Raw genomic sequence first — 18,715 nt, 5'->3', positions numbered from 1 at the left:
AGGAGAATGAGGAAAACCCACCCGGACATGCGACGACCCCCGCCGGGGGGGAGAGCGGGGGTCGTCCCCACGGCCGACTCGGGGGGGGGAGGAGTCGGACCGGGTTAGACACGGTCGCGAACGATCCGTGACTTCCATGGTGTACCCGAGAGCCCTCTCAGGCAAACCCACACGCCCCACCTTACGCCGAATGGGCTGCGCCTATGCTCAAGGACGTGGAAAACCACTCGATGCCCCGCACAGCCGCCTTCTTTGACCTGGACAAGACGGTCATTGCGAAGTCGAGCACGCTCACGTTCAGCAAGTCGTTCTATCAAGGCGGCCTGATCAACCGCAGGGCCGTCCTGCGCACCGCGTACTCCCAGTTCGTGTTCCTGGCAGGCGGCGCCGATCACGACCAGATGGAGCGGATGCGCAAGTACCTGTCCGCGCTGTGCCGCGGCTGGAACGTCCAGCAGGTCAGGGAGATCGTCGCCGAGACGCTGCACGACCTGATCGACCCGATCATCTACGACGAGGCCGCCACCCTCATCGAGCGGCACCACACCGCGGGACGCGACGTCGTGATCGTGTCCACGTCGGGCGCCGAGGTGGTCGAGCCGATCGGCGAACTGCTCGGCGCGGACCGGGTGGTGGCCACCCGCATGGTCGTGGGAGACGACGGGTGCTTCACCGGCGAGGTGGAGTACTACGCATACGGCCCGACCAAGGCCGAGGCGGTCCGGGAACTGGCCGAGTCGGAGGGCTACGACCTGGCCCGGTGCTACGCCTACAGCGACTCGGTGACCGATGTGCCGATGCTGGAGTCCGTGGGCCACCCGCACGCCGTGAACCCGGACCGCGCACTACGCCGGGAGGCCCTCGCGCGGGAGTGGCCGATCCTCGACTTCCACCGGCCGGTACGGCTCAAGCAGCGCTTCCCCGCCTTCTCCGTGCCGCCGCGCCCCGCCCTGGTCGCGGCAGCCGCCATAGGCGCCGCGGTGGCCACCGCGGGCCTCGTCTGGTACGCCAGCCGGCGCCGTACGACGGCGGCCTGACCACCCCCCTGCACGAGCCGCCCCGCCGGCCGCGAACACCCTGTCCGCGCCCGTTCGGGACGGCATCGAGGGAAAAGCGGGACGACGACAAGGACAAAAGTAAAGAAGCGGGGCGAGGACTTCCGCTTGCTCCGGACCCGGAGTAGAAAGGATTTAACGGCCCGCGAGACCAGGGGCATCCGCGAGGATCACCCTCACCAACGCATGTGTGGCCCCACGGACCGAGCATGAACACCGGGAACCCACGCGACGTCGACCCGTCGATTACGGGCCAGCCGCACCAGGTGACGGGCGAAGTCCCCGACCTGATGGGCATATATCGAGGACGCTTGGTAACGCGGTGGACATGCCAGCGGCGGTACGAGTATTCGTACCGCCGCATCTCTGTCCGCTTTTCTTCGGGTCCCTTTTACGCAGCCCCGCGCTGGAGCGCCTCGCACACGGCCGTCGACTCGCGCGCCCCCAGCTCGACCGCGCGCCCGCAATGGGCGATCCAGGCCGCCACACCCTCGGGGGTACCGGAGACATACCCTTCCAGCGCCCTGATGTAGGCCTCCCGCCCCAGCTCGGCGTGCCCGGCCTCGGCCGGGCAGACCGACTTGGGGTCGAGGCCGCTGCCGACCAGGACGATGCGTTCGGCCGTACGCGCGACCAGGCCGTTGTGGGAGGTGAAGGGGCGCAGTGCGAGAAGTTCGCCGTGCACGACGGCGGCCGTCACCAGCGCCGGGGCGGAACCGCCCGCGATGATCAGCTCGGACAGCCCGTCCAGCCGGCCGTGCGCCTCCGCCGCACTCGGCAGACCGAGCCCGATCAGGGGCTCATCGACCGGTTCGTCCTCCTGCCGGGGGCGTCCGACCCGCTCGGCCTTGTCGGCCGCCGCGACCAGGTGCAGCCGAGCCAGGACCCGCAAGGGCGACTGCCGCCAGATGGACAGCAACTGCCCCGCCTCGGCGGTCAGCCGCAGTGCCGCGCCCATCGTGCGGGCACCGTCGTCGCCGCTGAAGTCGCTGCGCCGGCGCACCTCCTCCAGGGCCCAGTCCGCGCCCGACAGCGCCGCCGAGCCACGGGCGCCGCGCAGCGCCGCCTCGGAGGTGATCTCGTTGCTGCGCCGCCGCATGACCCGGTGCCCGTAGACCCGGTCCACGGCCTTGCGCACGGACTCCACGGAGTCGGCCACTCCGGGCAGGGAGCCCAGGGCGGCGAGCGGGTCGGCGGTCGCGCCTGTCGTACTCATGAGTACGACACTACGCACCTCCGGCGCCCGCCCCACGAAGGAGTGGTCTTCTTCACGCCCGGCTGCCACCCACAGCTACCATTCCATTACGCTTGGTGAACATGAAAATTGCTTTCGTTGGGAAGGGCGGCAGCGGGAAGACGACCCTGTCCTCCCTGTTCATCCGTCATCTCGCGGCCGTCGGCGCCCCGACCGTCGCGGTGGACGCCGACATCAACCAGCACCTCGGGGCCGCGCTGGGCCTGGACGAGGCGGAGGCGGCCGCGCTGCCCGCACTGGGCGAGCACCTGCCGCTGATCAAGGACTATCTGCGCGGCACCAACCCGCGCATCACGTCCGCCGAGACGATGATCAAGACCACTCCGCCCGGTGAGGGCTCCCGGCTGCTGCGGGTGCGCGAGGACAATCCGGTCTACGACGCCTGTGCCCGGCCGGTGGAACTCGACGGCGGGGCCGTCCGTTTGATGGTCACCGGTCCCTTCACCGACGCTGACCTGGGGGTCGCCTGCTACCACGCCAAGACCGGAGCGGTGGAGCTGTGTCTGAACCACCTGGTGGACGGCCCCGGTGAGTACGTCGTGGTCGACATGACGGCCGGCTCGGACTCCTTCGCCTCCGGCATGTTCACCCGCTTCGACATCACGTTCCTCGTGGCCGAGCCGACCCGGAAGGGGGTCTCCGTCTACCGCCAGTACAAGGAGTACGCCCGTGACTTCGGTGTCACCCTGAAGGTCGTCGGCAACAAGGTGCAGGGTCCGGACGACCTCGACTTCCTCCGTGCGGAGGTCGGGGAGGACCTGCTGGTGACGGTGGGGCACTCGGACTGGGTCCGGGCCATGGAGAAGGGGCGGCCTCCTCGGTTCGACCTCCTGGAGGAGCCCAACCGGCATGCGCTGCGCCTGCTGCACTCGGCCACCGACGCGACGTACGAGTCGCGCGATCCCGAGCGCTACACCCGCCAGATGGCGCACTTCCATCTGAAGAACGCCCGGGCGTGGGGCGATGAGCGCACCGGGACCGACCTGGCGGCCCAGATCGACCCCGGTTTCGTGCTCGGCGAGAACGTCACGGCGTCCGCCTGACGCTCACCGCTTCCCGGCCGGGGCCCCGGGTACCCCCTTGGGGGCCGGTGCGGAATCGCCGGACAGGAAGGACTTCCAGCCCTTCTTCGGGGCCTCACCGACGTCCAGCGTGCGCAGTTTCGCCAGGGTCCCCGGGTCCTGGGCGTCCAGCCAGTCCACCAACTGCCGGAAGGAGACACAGCGCACGTCGGACTTGGTGCACACCTCCTCGACGACCTCCTCGACGGCCCGCATGTAGGTGCCGCCGTTCCAGGACTCGAAGTGGTTGCCGATGATCAGGGGCGCCCTATTGCCCTCGTAGGCCCGCTCGAAGCCCTGGAGGAGGCCGTCCCGCATCTGGTCGCCCCACATCTCGTGCTTGGCGGGGTCGCCCTGGGTGGTGGTGCCGGACTGGTTGACCATGAAGTTGTAGTCCATGGTGAGCTGTTCGAAGGAGTGCCCGGGGAAGGGCACGAGCTGCATCGACAGATCCCACAGGCCCTGTTTCTTCTTCGGCCACACCTGGTTGACGACCCCGCTGGTGTCGTAGCGGAAGCCCAGGTCACGGGCGGCCTTCATGAAGTTCCTCCGCCCCTCCAGGCAGGGGGTGCGGGCGCCGATCAGCTCCTTGTCGTAGTCGAAGGGCAGCGGGGCCGCGTTCTTCATGCCGGTGTTGGTCTTCCAGGTCTTCACGAAGCGCTTGGCCTGGGCGATCTCGTCCTTCCACTCCGCCACCGACCACTCGCCGACCCCACCGTCACTGCCGCAGAAGTGCCCGTTGAAGTGGGTGCCGATCTCGTTGCCCTCGAGCCACGCGAGGCGCAGCTGCTTCACGGTCTCGGCGATGCCCTCCTGGTCGTTGAAGCCGATGTCGGAGCGGCCCGGAGAGTGCTGCGGCGGACGGTACAGATCGCGTTTCTCCTCCGGCAGCAGGTACACGCCGCTCAGGAAGTACGTCATGGTCGCGTCGTTCTCCTTGGCGACCTTGCGGAAGTGCGAGAAGAGCTTCTGGCCGTCCTCGCCCGCGCCGTCCCAGGAGAAGACCACGAACTGCGGGGGCTTCTCGCCTTGCTCCAGCCGCTCGGGCCGGGGCAGGTGCGGCTGGGCCCCGGTGTACGCGGTGGAGCCGTCGCCGATCAGCCGGACGACGTTCTTCGGTGCTGGAGCCGGCTTGGCCTTCTCCTGGTCACGTGTCTGCTCACCGGCGCCGTCGGTGCCGGTCCCGCAGCCGGCGAGCGAGGCGACACAGACCGCGGCGATCACGGTGCCCGCGGCGATTCCGTGGGTGGCGGCCATCCGCCCACCTTCTTCCTTCTCTCGGGCCGAGCTCGATGAGGGCTTCGTCTGGTGCTGTGCCGGTACACGCCGACAGCGCCGCCAAAGTCGCATGGAAGGGAGAAGGAATTAATACGACAAGCCGATGAAATGCCTACATCACTCGCTGGAGTGATTGATTCATCCATTTGCCCGGTAAGTCTATGCCAGTCCTTTACTCTCAATTACGATCCGTTTACGGATTGTTGAGATACGAGAGAAGGGAAACCATGTCAGCCTGCGTTCCCGCCCGCGCCGCCGACTCGGATCGGACCGAGCGCGCCCACCCACCCCACAGCCCGCCACCGACCGGCTCCCCGCGCCCGCGTATCGCGGGAGCCGACCTGTCGGCCTCGGTCACGGTCTTCCTGATCGCCCTCCCGCTGTCCCTCGGCATCGCCCTCGCCACCGGCGCGCCGCTCCAGGCCGGCCTGGTCGCCGCCGCCGTGGGCGGGATCGTCGCCGGGCGGATCGGCGGCTCCCCGCTCCAGGTGAGCGGTCCCGCCGCCGGACTCACCGTCGTCACCGCCGACCTCATCCAGCACTACGGCTGGCGGACGACCTGCGCCATCACCGTCCTCGCCGGAATCTCCCAGCTCGGCCTCGGCTGCCTGCGCGTGGCACGCGGCGCGCTCGCCGTGAGCCCCGCGATCGTGCACGGCATGCTCGCCGGCATCGGTGTCACCATCGCCGTCGCCCAGCTCCACATCGTCCTCGGCGGCACCCCGCAGAGCTCCGTCCCCGACAACCTCCTCGCCCTTCCCTCCCAGTTGGCGAACCTGCACCCCGCGGCCCTGTCGGTGAGCCTGCTGACCCTGGCCCTGCTGCTGCTCTGGCCCCGGATCCCGGGCCGCCCCGGACGTGTTCTCCGCACGGTTCCGGCAGCGCTCGTCGCCGTCGCCGGAGCCACCGCGGTCGCCGCCGCGGCCGGCCTCGTCCTGCCCAAGGTGGACCTGCCGTCCTGGAGCAACCACGCTCTGGCCGGGCTCCCCGAGGGGCCCGTGCTCGGCCTCGCCGCCGCCGTGCTCACCACGACGCTGGTGTGCAGCGTGCAGTCGCTGCTCGGCGCCGTGGCCGTGGACAAGCTGGTGTCCGGCCGCCCCGGTCCCGGCCAGGTCGGGCGCTCCGACCTGGACCGTGAACTGCTCGGTCAGGGTGCGGCCAACATCGTCTCCGGCTCGCTCGGCGGGCTCCCGGTGGCCGGAGTGGCGGTCCGTAGTTCCGCGAACGTCAAAGCGGGTGCCGTGAGCCGGAACTCCACGATGCTGCACGGCGTTCTCGTAGTGATCGCCGCGCTGCTGATGGTCCCGCTCCTGGAGCTCATCCCGCTCGCCTCGCTCGCCGCCCTGGTGATGGCCGTCGGCATCCAGATGGTGTCCCTGCACCACATCCGCACGGTGACCCGCCACCGCGAAGTCCTGGTCTACGCCGTGACCACCCTCGGCGTCGTGTCCCTCGGCGTCCTGGAGGGCGTGGCGCTGGGCATCGCCGTCGCCGTCGGCGTGGCCCTGCACCGGCTCACCCGCATCCGGATCACCCACGAGGAGGAGGAAGGAGTCCATCACGTACACGTACGAGGCCAGTTGACGTTCCTCGCGGTGCCACGGCTCAGCCGGGTCCTGCACCTCGTCCCCCAAGGGGCCGACGTGGTCGTGGCGTTGGACGGCTCCTTCATGGACCACGCGGCGTACGAGACACTGCAGGACTGGCAGAGCACGCACACCTCGCGGGGCGGAACCGTCGAGATCACCGGCCGGCGCGCCGGGGTCCGGATCGCCGAACCCGCCGCTCTCGTCTCCGGACACCCGCCCGATGGGGGCGAGGAGGCCGGCGCGTCCGACGCCGACTGCCGCTGCCGGCCCTGGACGGCCTGGCGCAACCACCAGTGTGAACGCCCACACCCCCTGCCGGACGACGACCCACGGCCGGGCGGGACCAGCGGAACGGAGGGAGCAGACGGAGCCGCTGAAGGAAAACCGGAGCCGGCTGAAACCGGCGGCCACGAACTGAGACGCGGCATCAGCGTGTTCCAGCGCAACACCGCTCCCCTGGTGCGCGGCGAGCTGGCCCGGCTGGCGCGCGAGGGACAGCGGCCCGGACAGCTTTTCCTGACCTGTGCCGACTCCCGGGTGGTCACCTCGATGATCACGGCCAGTGGTCCGGGGGACCTGTTCGTGGTGCGCAATGTCGGCAACCTCGTGCCGCCGCCCGGCGCGGAGAGCGGCGACGACTCGGTGGCGGCCGCCATCGAGTACGCCGTGGAGGTGCTGGCGGTCCGGTCGATCACGGTGTGCGGACACTCGGGGTGCGGTGCCATGCAGGCACTGCTCGACGCCGAGCCGGACGGTTCCCGCACCCCGCTGAGACGCTGGCTGCGGCACGGCCGGCCGAGCCTGCTGCGCATGGGTGACGGCAGCCTGCCCCCGTCACGGCTGGCCGGGCGGACCCCCACCGACGCGGTCGAGCAGCTCTGCCTGACGAACGTGGTGCAGCAACTGGAGCATCTGCGCGCCCATGAATCGGTGGCCCGGGCCATGAAGGACGGGGCCCTGGAGCTGCACGGCATGTATTTCCATGTGGGTGAGGCCCAGGCGTACCTCCTCACCGAGCGGGACGAGGAGAAGGTGTTCGACCGGGTCCGGTCCGCGGACCTGGCGATGTGAGGCGACCTGCCCGGGTGTGAGAGGCGTTACACACCTTGAACCGGCTTACGCCGGGCCCCGTGGGAAGAGGTGTCGCACACCACGCCACTCCACCCGACAGGTCTAAACCAATTTCCCGTCGGCCCTTGTCAGCGCACCCCCGGGTCTGATGAGCTGTGGCCTGGGACACAACGGACACCCTGGGAAAGGCAGATGCCGTGAGCAATGAAAGCCTGGCCAACCTTCTGAAGGAGGAGCGTCGCTTCACGCCCCCCGCCGACCTGGCCGCGAACGCCAACGTCACCGCGGAGGCGTATGAACAGGCCAAGGCTGACAGGCTCGGCTTCTGGGCCGAGCAGGCCCGCCGGCTGACCTGGACCACCGAGCCCACCGAGACCCTGGACTGGTCGAACCCGCCGTTCGCCAAGTGGTTCCAGGACGGCGAGCTCAACGTCGCCTACAACTGCGTGGACCGGCATGTGGAGGCCGGGCACGGCGACCGGGTCGCCATCCACTTCGAGGGCGAGCCGGGCGACAGCCGCGCCATCACCTACGCCCAGCTCAAGGACGAGGTCTCCAAGGCCGCCAACGCCCTGCTGGAGCTGGGCGTCCAGGCCGGCGACCGGGTCGCCGTCTACATGCCGATGATCCCGGAGACCGCGGTCGCGATGCTGGCCTGCGCCCGCATCGGCGCCGCGCACTCCGTCGTCTTCGGCGGCTTCTCGGCGGACGCGCTCGCCACCCGTATCCAGGACGCCGACGCGCGCGTCGTCATCACGGCCGACGGCGGCTACCGGCGCGGCAAGCCCTCCGCGCTCAAGCCGGCCGTGGACGAGGCGGTCGCCAAGGCCGGCAGCGTCGAGCACGTCCTCGTCGTCCGCCGCACCGGCCAGGACGTCGCCTTCACCGAGGGCCGGGACGTGTGGTGGCACGACCTGGTGGAGCGGCAGAGCGCCGAGCACACCCCCCAGGCGTTCGGGGCCGAGCACCCGCTGTTCATCCTCTACACCTCCGGCACGACGGGTAAGCCGAAGGGCATCCTGCACACCTCCGGCGGCTACCTGACCCAGACGGCGTACACGCACTGGGCCGTCTTCGACCTCAAGCCGGAGACCGACGTGTACTGGTGCACGGCCGACGTCGGCTGGGTCACCGGGCACTCCTACATCGTCTACGGCCCGCTCGCCAACGGCGCCACCCAGGTGATGTACGAGGGCACGCCGGACACCCCGCACCAGGGCCGCTTCTGGGAGATCGTGCAGAAGTACGGCGTGACGATCCTCTACACGGCACCCACCGCGATCCGCACGTTCATGAAGTGGGGCGACGACATCCCCGCCAAGTTCGACCTCAGCAGCCTGCGGGTGCTGGGCTCGGTGGGCGAGCCGATCAACCCCGAGGCGTGGATCTGGTACCGCAAGAACATCGGCGCGGACCGCACCCCGGTGGTGGACACCTGGTGGCAGACCGAGACCGGCGGCATCATGATCTCGCCGCTGCCGGGTGTGACCGACGCCAAGCCGGGCTCCGCCCAGACTCCGCTGCCCGGCATCGCCGCGACCGTCGTCGACGACGAGGCGAACGAGGTACCGAACGGCGGCGGTGGCTACCTGGTCCTCACCGAGCCGTGGCCGTCGATGCTGCGCACCATCTGGGGCGACGACCAGCGGTTCATCGACACGTACTGGTCGCGCTTCGAGGGCAAGTACTTCGCCGGTGACGGCGCCAAGAAGGACGACGACGGCGACATCTGGCTGCTCGGCCGGGTCGACGACGTCATGCTGGTGTCCGGGCACAACATCTCCACCACGGAGGTCGAGTCCGCGCTCGTCTCGCACCCGTCGGTCGCCGAGGCGGCCGTGGTCGGCGCGGCGGACGAGACGACCGGCCAGGCGATCGTCGCCTTCGTGATCCTGCGCGGCACGGCGGCGGAGAGCGAGGACCTCGTCGGTGAGCTGCGAGGTCACGTGGGCGCCACGCTCGGTCCGATCGCCAAGCCCAAGCGGATCCTGCCGGTGGCCGAGCTGCCGAAGACCCGCTCCGGCAAGATCATGCGCCGCCTGCTGCGGGACGTCGCGGAGAACCGCCAGCTCGGCGACGTCACCACGCTGACCGACAGCACGGTCATGGACCTCATCCAGGCCAAGCTTCCGGCCGCATCCAGCGAGGACTGAGCGGGCAGGACGGCGGCACCCGGCGCATTCCTGCGCCGGGTGCCGCCGTGTGCTCCGGGTGCGCCCCAGGAGCACGTTAGCTAAACTAAACAAAAAGTTGTCTCATGGGGCGCCGGGAAGTCTGGTCGGCACACGATTCGTGCTGCCCGCCGACCAGAGGAACTCCCCGTGACCGCGCCCCGCACCCCCAGCCCCCGCAAGGCCTTCGGCCGTCTCTCCCTGCCCGAGCGGTCGTACGTCGGGGACGCGCTGCGCACCGAGACGGTCGGCGGCGTCCTGCTCCTCCTCGCCGCCGTCGCCGCGCTGATCTGGGCGAACGTACCCGGTCTGCACAGCAGCTACGAGAGCGTCAGCCACTTCCACTTCGGCCCCGAGGCCCTCGGACTGAACCTGTCCGTCGCGCACTGGGCCGCCGACGGACTGCTCGCGGTCTTCTTCTTCGTCGCGGGGATCGAGCTCAAACGCGAACTCGTCGCCGGTGATCTGCGCGACCCCAGGGCCGCCGCGCTCCCCGTCGTCGCCGCCCTGTGCGGCATGGCCGTACCGGCGCTGGTCTACACGCTCACCAGCGGCGCGGGCGGCGGCTCGCCGGCCGGCTGGGCCGTGCCCACCGCCACCGACATCGCCTTCGCGCTCGCCGTGCTCGCCGTCATCGGCACCTCCCTGCCCAGCGCGCTGCGGGCCTTCCTGCTCACCCTCGCCGTCGTCGACGACCTGTTCGCCATCCTGATCATCGCGGTCTTCTTCACCGACGGCCTGGACTTCGCGGCGCTCGGCGGCGCCGTCGCCGGCCTGGCCGTCTTCTGGCTGCTGCTGCGCAAGGGCGTACGCGGCTGGTACGTGTACGTGCCGCTCGCGCTGGTCGTGTGGGCGCTGATGTACAACAGCGGCATCCACGCCACCATCGCCGGTGTCGCCATGGGCCTGATGCTCCGCTGCCACCGCCACGAGGGCGAGGAGCACTCCCCCGGCGAGCACATCGAGCACCTCGTCCGGCCGCTCTCGGCGGGCCTCGCGGTGCCGCTGTTCGCCCTGTTCAGCGCGGGCGTGGTGATCTCCGGCGGCGCCCTCGCGGACGTGTTCACCCAGCCCGAGACCCTCGGCGTGGTGCTCGGACTCGTCGTCGGCAAGACGCTCGGCATCTTCGGCGGTACGTGGCTGACGGCACGCTTCACAAGGGCGTCGCTCAGCGACGACCTCGCCTGGGCGGACGTGTTCGCGGTGGCGACCCTCGCCGGGATCGGCTTCACCGTCTCACTGCTCATCGGGGAGCTCGCCTTCGAGGACGACGCGGCGATGACCGACAGCGTCAAGGCGGCCGTCCTGACCGGCTCGCTGATCGCCACCGCCGTCGCGACCGTGCTGCTGAAGGTACGGAACGCCAAGTACCGCAGGCTGACCGAGGAAGAGGAGCGCGACGAGGACCTCAGCGGCGTCCCGGACGTCTACGAACAGGACGACCCGGCGTACCACCTGCGCATGGCGGAGATCCACGAACGGAAGGCCGCCGAGCACCGGCGGCTCGCCCGGGAGAAGGCCGCCGAGCGGGACGCGCTTGCCGAAGTGAAGGGCGGGGCAGGCGAGGAGCACAACGGTCCGGCATGATCTGACGAGACGGTACAAAAGACTGAACCGTACGCGCGGACACACGGCGTACGCAGGAGAGGGAGACCGCGATGAGCGCACCCGACGGCAGCCCGGTCGGCGCCGAACGCAGCATCGGCCAGCTGTTCGCCTCGGCGACGGCCGACATGTCGGCGCTGGTGCACGACGAGATCGCGCTGGCGAAGGCGCAGCTCAAGCAGGACGTCAAGCGGGGCGCGACCAGTGGCGGCGCGTTCATGGCGGCCGGTGTGCTGCTCGTGTTCTCCCTGCCGATGCTGAACTTCGCGCTCGCCTACGGCATCCGCACCTGGAGCGGCTGGAACCTCGCGGTCTGCTTCCTGCTCTCCTTCGCGGCGAACGTGCTGATCGCGCTGTTCCTCGCGCTGATCGGCGTCGTCTTCGCGAAGAAGGCGAAGAAGGGCCGGGGCCCGCAGAAGGTCGCCGCCTCCATGAAGGAGACGGCGGGCGTGCTGCAGAAGGCCAAACCGCACCCGCGCCCCGAACTGCCCGAGGACCGGGTCCCCCAGGCCATCGAGGCTGTGGCACGCTCGTCTTCATGACGGATCCCGCCACACCTCCGGCGCAGCCCGCTTCGGTCGTACGCCTCGGCATCCCGGGCGGCACCGGACTGACGCACCGGGACGTCGCCGCCAACGGCGCCCGCTTCCACATCGCGGAGCTGGGCGACGGCCCCCTGGTGCTGCTGCTGCACGGCTTCCCGCAGTTCTGGTGGACCTGGCGGCACCAGCTGACGGCGCTCGCCGACGCCGGTTTCCGGGCCGTCGCCATGGACCTGCGGGGCGTCGGCGGCAGCGACCGCACACCGCGCGGCTACGACCCGGCCAACCTCGCGCTGGACATCACCGGGGTGATCCGCTCCCTCGGCGAGCCGGACGCCGCGCTGGTCGGGCACGACCTGGGCGGGTACCTGGCCTGGACGGCCGCGGCGATGCGCCCCAAGCTCGTACGGCGGCTCGCGGTCGCCTCCATGCCGCATCCGCGGCGCTGGCGTTCGGCGCTGGTCTCCGACGCCAAGCAGTCCGCCGCCCTGTCCCACATCTGGGGATTCCAACGGCCCTGGATCCCGGAGCGCCGGCTCACCGCGGACGACGGAGCGCTGGTGGCCGAGCTCATCCGGAACTGGTCCGGGCCGCACCTGCCCGACGAGGAGGCGCTGGAGAACTACCGGCGGGCGATGTGCATCCCGTCCACGGCGCACTGCTCGATCGAGCCGTACCGCTGGATGGTCCGCTCCCTGGCCCGCCCGGACGGCATCCAGTTCAACCGCAGGATGAAGCGCCCGGTGCGGGTGCCGACGCTGCACCTGCACGGCTCGCTGGACCCGGTGGTCCGCACGCGCAGTGCCGCGGGATCCGGTGAGTACGTCGAAGCGCCGTACCGCTGGCGGCTGTTCGACGGACTGGGGCACTTCCCGCACGAGGAGGACCCGGTCACTTTCTCCACCGAACTGATCAATTGGCTGAAGGATCCCGAACCCGATCGGTGACCGGATCGAGCGCTTGCCTGACGGTCGGCCAATTGCCCGGCGCATAGGCCAATTGAGGGCGCGCGAGGCGGTTATCGACCTTGGGGCGGGGGCAGACGTCCGGGTATGGGCTGGACGCACGACTACAGTGACGCAAGCCGCGACCGCCGCACGGCGGGCGGTATGGGTTCTCACCAGCGAGGCGGTGCACCACAGATGGCAGGTACGGACCTCAGGGTGGGAATCCCGCGCATCCTCCGCCGCAGGGCGCGTTGGGTCTCCGTCCGCCTGCGCCACCCTCGCGGCTGACCCCCGCTCTCACCTCACAGCGCGCAGCTGTCGCTGTCCACCTGCTGGTTCGCGGTGCGGCCCGCGGCGATGTCCTTCCGGATCTCGTCCACGGTGAGCGCGTAACCCGTCTCGGCGTCGTCGAGCGACTTCGCGAAGACCACGCCGTAGACCTCCCCCTCGGGGGTGAGCAGCGGGCCTCCGGAGTTGCCCTGACGGACCGTCGCATACAGGGAGTACACGTCACGGCGGACCGTACCGCGGTGGTAGATGTCGGCGCCGTTGGCCGTGATGCGGCCGCGCAGGCGCGCGGCGCGGACGTCGTACGCCCCGTTCTCCGGGAAGCCGGCGACGATCGCCCCGTCGCCGCTGCTCGCGTCCTCACTGGTGAACCGCAGCGCGGGCGCCTTGAGATCGGGGACGTCGAGGACGGCGATGTCGCGCTTCCAGTCGTAGAGGACGACCGTCGCGTCGTACTTCCTGCCCTCGCCGCCTATCTGCACGGTCGGCTCGTCGACGCCGCCCACGACATGCGCGTTGGTCATGACGCGGCGCTCGGCGAAGACGAAGCCGGTGCCCTCCAGGACCTTGCCGCAGCTCACGGCGGTGCCCATCACCTTGACGATGGAGCGCTGCGCGCGCAGGGCGACGGGACTGCTCGCCAGGGCCGGGTCCGGGGGCTGCACGTCGGTGATCGGCTCGCTGGCGAAAGGGCTGAAGACCTGCGGGAAGCCGTTCTGCGCGAGGACGGAGGAGAAGTCGGCGAACCAGGTGTCGGCCTCGCCGGGCAGCGCCCGGGAGACCCCGAGCAGCACCTTGGAGCCGCGGACCTCCTTGCCGAGCGTCGGCAGCGTCGTACCGGCGAGGGCCGAGCCGATCAGCCAGGCGACCAGGAGCATCGCGACGACGTTGACCAGGGCGCCGCCCGTCGCGTCCAGCGCCCGGGCCGGGGACCAGGTGATGTAGCGGCGCAGTTTGTTGCCGAGGTGGGTGGTCAGGGCCTGGCCGACGGAGGCGCAGACTATGACGACGACGACCGCGACGACGGCGGCCGTCGTGCCGACCTCGGAGTCGTCCGTCAGGGCGTCCCAGACGACGGGCAGCGTGTAGACGGCGGCGAGACCGCCGCCCAGGAAGCCGATCACCGACAGGATGCCGACGACGAAGCCCTGGCGGTAGCCGACGACCGCGAACCACACGGCGGCGAGGAGCAACAGGATGTCCAGCACGTTCACCGCTTCACGCCTCGCCTCGTCCGACCCAGCACGGCGCCCACCCTGTCATGACCACCGGTCCAGCGGGACCCGCCTGTCCCGGTCCCAGGGCCGCTCCCACCCCGCGAAGTGCAGCAACCGGTCGATGACCCCGGCGGTGAAGCCCCATACGAGGGCCGATTCGACCAGGAACGCCGGACCCTGGTAGCCGCTGGGGTGGACCGTGGTCGCACGGTTGTCCGGGTGGATGAGATCCGCCACCGGGACGGTGAACACCCGCGCGGTCTCGTTCGGGTCGACGACCCCCACCGGGCTGGGGACGCGCCACCAGCCGAGCACGGGTGTGACGACGAAGCCGCTGACCGGGATGTAGAGCTTCGGCAGTACGCCGAAGAGCTGGACGCCGGACGGGTCGAGCCCGGTCTCCTCCTCGGCCTCGCGCAGGGCGGCCCGCAGCGGGCCGTCGCCCTGCGGGTCGCCGTCCTCGGGGTCGAGGGCGCCGCCGGGGAAGGACGGCTGTCCGGCGTGCGAGCGCAGTGAACTGGCGCGCTCCATGAGCAGCAGCTCCGGGCCGCGCTCACCGTCGCCGAAGAGGATGAGGACGGCGGACTGGCGCCCCGTGCCGTTCTCGGGGGGCAGGAAGCGGCTCAGCTGGGTCGGTCTGACCGTCTCCGCCGCGTGGGCCACCGGGTCCAGCCAGGAGGGCAGCCCTTCCCGGCTGAGCGTCACCGAGCCGCCCTGGGCACCACTCGTCCGCGTCATCGCCACCCCCGTCGTCCGGCCGCGTCCCACGGGTCCAACGCCCGGCGGCCCCGAGATCGTTCCGCCGGCCGTCGCGTGCACGGCCCCGTCATCCGGCCCCCAGCGGCGGCGCGGGCCTCCCGCCGGCGTCCAGGTAGGCCTGCGGGGGCTTCAGCCGCTGGCCCGGGAGGCCGCCCTTCTCGTACTTCAGCAGCTTCTTCGCCTTCTCCGGGTCCGTCTCGCCCTCGCCGTACGCCGGGCAGAGCGGTGCGATGGGGCAGGCGCCGCAGGCGGGCTTGCGGGCGTGGCAGATGCGGCGGCCGTGCCAGATGACGTGGTGGGACAGGTCGGTCCAGTCGCTCTTGGGGAAGAGCGCGCCGACGGCCGCCTCGATCTTGTCGGGGTCGGTCTCCTCGGTCCAGCGCCAGCGGCGCACCAGGCGCTGGAAGTGGGTGTCCACGGTGATCCCCGGGCGGCCGAACGCGTTGCCGAGCACCACGAAGGCGGTCTTGCGGCCGACGCCGGGCAGTCTGACCAGGTCCTCCAGCCGGCCGGGCACCTCGCCTCCGAAGTCCTCCGCGAGCACCTTCGACAGGCCTATGACCGACTTGGTCTTGGCCCGGAAGAAGCCGGTGGGGCGCAGGATCTCCTCCACCTCCTCGGGGTTGGCGGCGGCCAGGTCCTCGGGGGTGGGGTACTTCGCGAAGAGGGCGGGGGTCGTCTGGTTGACGCGCAGGTCGGTGGTCTGGGCCGACAGCACGGTGGCGACGACGAGTTGGAAGGGGTTCTCGAAGTCCAGCTCCGGGTGGGCGTACGGGAACACCTCGGCGAGCTCGCGGTTGATCCGGCGCGCGCGGCGGACCAGCGCGGTGCGCGACTCCTCCCCGGCCGGCTTGGCGACGGTCTTCGCCGGGGCGGCCTTCACGGCGGCGGCCGCCTTCCCGGGGGCGACGAGCGGCTTCTTGGCGACGGGCGCCTTCTTGGCCGCGGCAGTCCTCTTCGCCCCGGCCGCCTTCTTCGCCGCGGCCGCCTTCTTCGCCGCCGTCTTCCTCACCGGCGCGTCCGTCTCCCCGGTCGCCTCGGCCGTCCCGCTCGCGCGGGTCGTCGGTTCCTTCTTCAACGGCGCCCTCTTTGTCGCTTCCGCCGTCTCCCTACCGCCATCGGAGCCCTGTTCGCCCACAGCGGAATCACGACGTACACCCACTCCCGCAGCTCCCTAGGCCTGTGCTCTCACCGGCGAATTGGACACCCGGCCAGCCTACGGCCCGGCACCGACATCCGCCCCGGACCCCGAAGATCGGCGTCCAATCGGACCCCTGCCGCTTACCCCGACCGGCCCGTACGGCATCCTTGTGACAGATCACACTGTTTGGACCGTCCGGCAAAATGGGAACCACGGTCCCCTGGTACGTGGGGGAACAAGCTCCCCTGAGCAGGTCGACAAGGAGAGAACTCGTGGACGACGTTCTGCGGCGGAATCCGCTCTTCGCGGCGCTCGACGACGAGCAGGCCGCCGAGCTTCGCGCCTCCATGAGTGAGGTGACCCTCGCACGGGGCGACTCCCTGTTCCACGAGGGCGACCCCGGCGACCGCCTGTACGTGGTCACCGAGGGCAAGGTCAAGCTGCACCGCACGTCCCCCGACGGCCGCGAGAACATGCTCGCCGTGGTCGGTCCGAGCGAGCTGATCGGTGAGCTGTCGCTGTTCGACCCCGGTCCGCGCACCGCGACCGCCACGGCGCTCACCGAGGTCAAGCTGCTCGCCCTGGGCCACGGCGACCTGACGCCCTGGCTGAGCGCCCGCCCCGAGGTGGCCACGGCACTGCTGCGGGCCGTCGCGCGCCGGCTGCGCAAGACCAACGACGCCATGTCGGACCTGGTCTTCTCGGACGTCCCGGGCCGTGTCGCGCGCGCCCTGCTGGACCTCTCCCGCCGCTTCGGCGTGCAGTCCGAGGAGGGCATCCACGTCGTGCACGACCTCACGCAGGAGGAGCTGGCCCAGCTGGTCGGCGCGTCCCGCGAGACGGTCAACAAGGCCCTGGCGGACTTCGCCCAGCGCGGCTGGCTCCGCCTGGAGGCCCGCGCGGTGATCCTCCTGGACGTCGAACGCCTCGCGAAGCGCTCCCGCTGACTCCTGGATCCGGCATCCAGGCCCCGCTTCCCGTGGGAAGCGGGGCCTCGCCGTGTCCGCGGGCTAGATGATGCCGTGTTCCCTCAGGTACTCCAGTTGGGCGCGGACCGAGAGTTCCGCGGCCGGCCACAGGGAGCGGTCGACGTCGGCGTAGACGTGGGCGACGACCTCGGACGGGGTGCGGTGGCCGTCCTCGACGGCCGTCTCGACCTGGGCGAGGCGGTGGGCGCGGTGGGCGAGGTAGAACTCGACGGCGCCCTGTGCGTCCTCCAGGACGGGCCCGTGGCCGGGCAGCACCGTGTGGACGCCGTCGTCGACCGTGAGCGACCTGAGCCGGCGCAGCGTGTCCAGGTAGTCGCCGAGGCGGCCGTCGGGGTGGGCCACGACGGTCGTACCGCGCCCCAGGACGGTGTCACCCGTGAGGACGGCCCGGTCGGCCGGGAGGTGGAAGCACAGGGAGTCGGCCGTGTGGCCGGGGGCCGGTACGACCCTCAGCTCCAGGCCCCCGACGGTGATGACGTCCCCGGCGGCCAGTCCCTCGTCGCCGAGCCGCAGCGCCGGGTCCAGTGCCCGCACCTTCGTGCCGGTCAGCCCGGCGAAGCGGGCGGCGCCCTCGGCGTGGTCGGGGTGACCGTGCGTCAGCAGGGTGAGGGCGACGCGCTTTCCGGCCTGCTCGGCGGTGCCGACGACGTGCCGCAGGTGTCCGTCGTCCAGCGGGCCGGGGTCGACCACGACGGCGAGGTCGGAGTCCGGTTCCGACAGGATCCAGGTGTTGGTGCCGTCCAGGGTCATCGCGGAGGGGTTGGGGGCCAGCACGTTGACGGCCCGCGCGGTGGCGGGGCCGGAGAGGGCACCGCCCCGCGGCCGGCCCGGAAGGGTACTCGCGTCCGTCATGCGGTGGCTCCCCCGGTCGGGATGTGCTTCGTGAACTCGTCGTGCCCCGGCCAGGAGAGCACGATCTCGCCCTCCACCAGGCGCGCGGTGGCCAGCACCGGCGTGAGGTCCCGCGCGGGCGCCGCGTCGAGCACCTCCGCGGCCGTTCCGTACGCCGTGAGCCGGCGCAGCGTCGCGATGGTCGGGGGCATCATCAGCAGCTCGCCCCGGTCGTACCCCTCGGCCGCCGCGCGGGGTGTGATCCACACCGTGCGGTCGGCCTCCGTGGAGGCGTTGCGGGTGCGCTGGCCCTCGGGGAGCGCGGCGACGAAGAACCAGGTGTCGTAGCGGCGGGGCTCGAACTCGGGGGTGATCCAGCGCGTCCACGCGCCGAGCAGGTCCGAGCGCAGGACCAGTCCGCGGCGGTCCAGGAACTCCGCGAAGGACGTCTCCCGCGCGACGAGCGCGGCACGGTCCGCCTCCCAGTCGTCGCCGGTCGTGTCGCCGACCACGGTGTCGGGTGTGGGCCCGGCGAGCAGGACGCCGGCCTCCTCGTACGTCTCCCGCACGGCCGCGCAGACGATCGCCTGGGCCCCCGCCTCGTCGACGCCGAGCCGGGCCGCCCACCACGCGCGCGTGGGGCCCGCCCAGCGGACGTGCCGGTCGTCGTCCCGCGGGTCGACGCCGCCGCCGGGATAGGCGTACGCGCCGCCCGCGAACGCCATGGACGTACGCCGGCGCAGCATGTGCACGGCGGGCCCGTCACCGGTGTCCTTGAGCAGCATGACGGTGGCCGCGCGCCTCGGCACGACCGGCGTGAGGCCGCCGCCCGCCAGCGCGCGGATCCGCTCCGGCCACTCGGGCGGGTACCACTGCCCGCCGGCCTGCGCATTCACCATGGCCGGAGGCTATCCCG

General features: G+C 71.1%; 16 protein-coding genes. 9 read left to right on the top strand and 7 right to left on the bottom strand.

Going from position 1 to position 18,715, the window contains the following annotated elements:
• Positions 1 to 203 precede the first annotated feature (203 nt).
• On the top strand, positions 204 to 1,037 hold the full coding sequence (locus ACF1DX_RS14740; protein ID WP_391791536.1) for an HAD family hydrolase: 834 nt from the start codon (positions 204 to 206) through the stop codon (positions 1,035 to 1,037).
• A 409-nt stretch (positions 1,038 to 1,446) separates the two neighbouring features.
• On the opposite strand, the gene ACF1DX_RS14735 is transcribed toward ACF1DX_RS14740, so the two are convergent.
• The gene (locus tag ACF1DX_RS14735; RefSeq protein WP_391791535.1) at positions 1,447 to 2,271 is read right to left on the bottom strand and encodes an oxidoreductase; all 825 of its coding nucleotides are present in this window, start codon (positions 2,269 to 2,271) and stop codon (positions 1,447 to 1,449) included.
• A 101-nt stretch (positions 2,272 to 2,372) separates the two neighbouring features.
• Here ACF1DX_RS14735 and ACF1DX_RS14730 point away from each other — a divergent pair, with 101 nt between their 5' ends.
• Positions 2,373 to 3,353, top strand: a complete 981-nt coding sequence (locus ACF1DX_RS14730; protein ID WP_391791534.1) for an ATP-binding protein — start codon at positions 2,373 to 2,375, stop codon at positions 3,351 to 3,353.
• A 3-nt stretch (positions 3,354 to 3,356) separates the two neighbouring features.
• Here ACF1DX_RS14730 and ACF1DX_RS14725 read toward each other — a convergent pair whose 3' ends face one another.
• Complete coding sequence (locus ACF1DX_RS14725) at positions 3,357 to 4,628, bottom strand: hypothetical protein (RefSeq protein ID WP_391791533.1); 1,272 nt, start codon at positions 4,626 to 4,628, stop codon at positions 3,357 to 3,359.
• 248 nt (positions 4,629 to 4,876) lie between these two features.
• On the opposite strand from ACF1DX_RS14725, the gene ACF1DX_RS14720 reads away from it, so the two are divergent.
• The 6 genes from ACF1DX_RS14720 to ACF1DX_RS14695 all read left to right on the top strand — a co-directional run bounded on the left by ACF1DX_RS14720 (position 4,877) and on the right by ACF1DX_RS14695 (position 12,862).
• Complete coding sequence (locus ACF1DX_RS14720; protein ID WP_391791532.1) at positions 4,877 to 7,309, top strand: SulP family inorganic anion transporter; 2,433 nt, start codon at positions 4,877 to 4,879, stop codon at positions 7,307 to 7,309.
• A gap of 197 nt (positions 7,310 to 7,506) precedes the next feature.
• On the top strand, positions 7,507 to 9,462 hold the full coding sequence (gene acs, locus ACF1DX_RS14715; protein WP_391791531.1) for an acetate--CoA ligase: 1,956 nt from the start codon (positions 7,507 to 7,509) through the stop codon (positions 9,460 to 9,462).
• Positions 9,463 to 9,630: 168 nt separating this feature from the next.
• Entirely contained in the window at positions 9,631 to 11,067 is a 1,437-nt protein-coding gene (nhaA, locus tag ACF1DX_RS14710) for a Na+/H+ antiporter NhaA (protein ID WP_391791530.1), read from the top strand.
• Between the two features lie 71 nt (positions 11,068 to 11,138).
• Complete coding sequence (locus ACF1DX_RS14705; protein ID WP_030863259.1) at positions 11,139 to 11,627, top strand: phage holin family protein; 489 nt, start codon at positions 11,139 to 11,141, stop codon at positions 11,625 to 11,627.
• Positions 11,624 to 12,574 (top strand): alpha/beta fold hydrolase, encoded by a 951-nt coding sequence (locus tag ACF1DX_RS14700; protein ID WP_391791529.1) that lies wholly within the window; start codon positions 11,624 to 11,626, stop codon positions 12,572 to 12,574. The genes ACF1DX_RS14705 and ACF1DX_RS14700 overlap by 4 nt, the downstream gene beginning before the upstream one ends.
• A 105-nt stretch (positions 12,575 to 12,679) precedes the next feature.
• Positions 12,680 to 12,862, top strand: coding sequence for a hypothetical protein (locus ACF1DX_RS14695; RefSeq protein WP_073936676.1), 183 nt, complete (start codon positions 12,680 to 12,682; stop codon positions 12,860 to 12,862).
• Between the two features lie 14 nt (positions 12,863 to 12,876).
• On the opposite strand, the gene ACF1DX_RS14690 is transcribed toward ACF1DX_RS14695, so the two are convergent.
• From ACF1DX_RS14690 to nth, 3 genes are all read right to left on the bottom strand, one after another.
• Positions 12,877 to 14,076, bottom strand: coding sequence for a MarP family serine protease (locus ACF1DX_RS14690; protein WP_391791528.1), 1,200 nt, complete (start codon positions 14,074 to 14,076; stop codon positions 12,877 to 12,879).
• A 45-nt stretch (positions 14,077 to 14,121) separates the two neighbouring features.
• Entirely contained in the window at positions 14,122 to 14,817 is a 696-nt protein-coding gene (locus tag ACF1DX_RS14685) for an NUDIX hydrolase (protein ID WP_391791527.1), read from the bottom strand.
• 88 nt (positions 14,818 to 14,905) lie between these two features.
• Positions 14,906 to 15,916 carry an endonuclease III gene (gene nth / locus ACF1DX_RS14680; RefSeq protein WP_391791526.1) on the bottom strand — a complete coding sequence of 337 codons (1,011 nt, stop codon included), beginning with the start codon at positions 15,914 to 15,916 and terminating at the stop codon, positions 14,906 to 14,908.
• Positions 15,917 to 16,251: 335 nt separating this feature from the next.
• Here nth and ACF1DX_RS14675 point away from each other — a divergent pair, with 335 nt between their 5' ends.
• Positions 16,252 to 16,926: a Crp/Fnr family transcriptional regulator gene (locus ACF1DX_RS14675; protein ID WP_030863242.1), complete on the top strand. Its 675-nt coding sequence runs from the start codon at positions 16,252 to 16,254 to the stop codon at positions 16,924 to 16,926.
• A 63-nt stretch (positions 16,927 to 16,989) separates the two neighbouring features.
• Here ACF1DX_RS14675 and ACF1DX_RS14670 read toward each other — a convergent pair whose 3' ends face one another.
• Positions 16,990 to 17,820 (bottom strand): MBL fold metallo-hydrolase, encoded by an 831-nt coding sequence (locus tag ACF1DX_RS14670; protein ID WP_391791525.1) that lies wholly within the window; start codon positions 17,818 to 17,820, stop codon positions 16,990 to 16,992.
• Positions 17,817 to 18,698 carry an NUDIX hydrolase gene (locus tag ACF1DX_RS14665; RefSeq protein WP_391791524.1) on the bottom strand — a complete coding sequence of 294 codons (882 nt, stop codon included), beginning with the start codon at positions 18,696 to 18,698 and terminating at the stop codon, positions 17,817 to 17,819. The genes ACF1DX_RS14670 and ACF1DX_RS14665 overlap by 4 nt, the downstream gene beginning before the upstream one ends.
• Positions 18,699 to 18,715: the final 17 nt, after the last annotated feature.

The organism is Streptomyces sp. NPDC014676 (assembly GCF_043084105.1).
In the GTDB taxonomy this organism is placed as follows: Bacteria; Actinomycetota; Actinomycetes; order Streptomycetales; family Streptomycetaceae; genus Streptomyces.
Note: the sequence above shows the minus strand (reverse complement) of the source record. Positions and strands in the feature narration are given on the sequence as shown.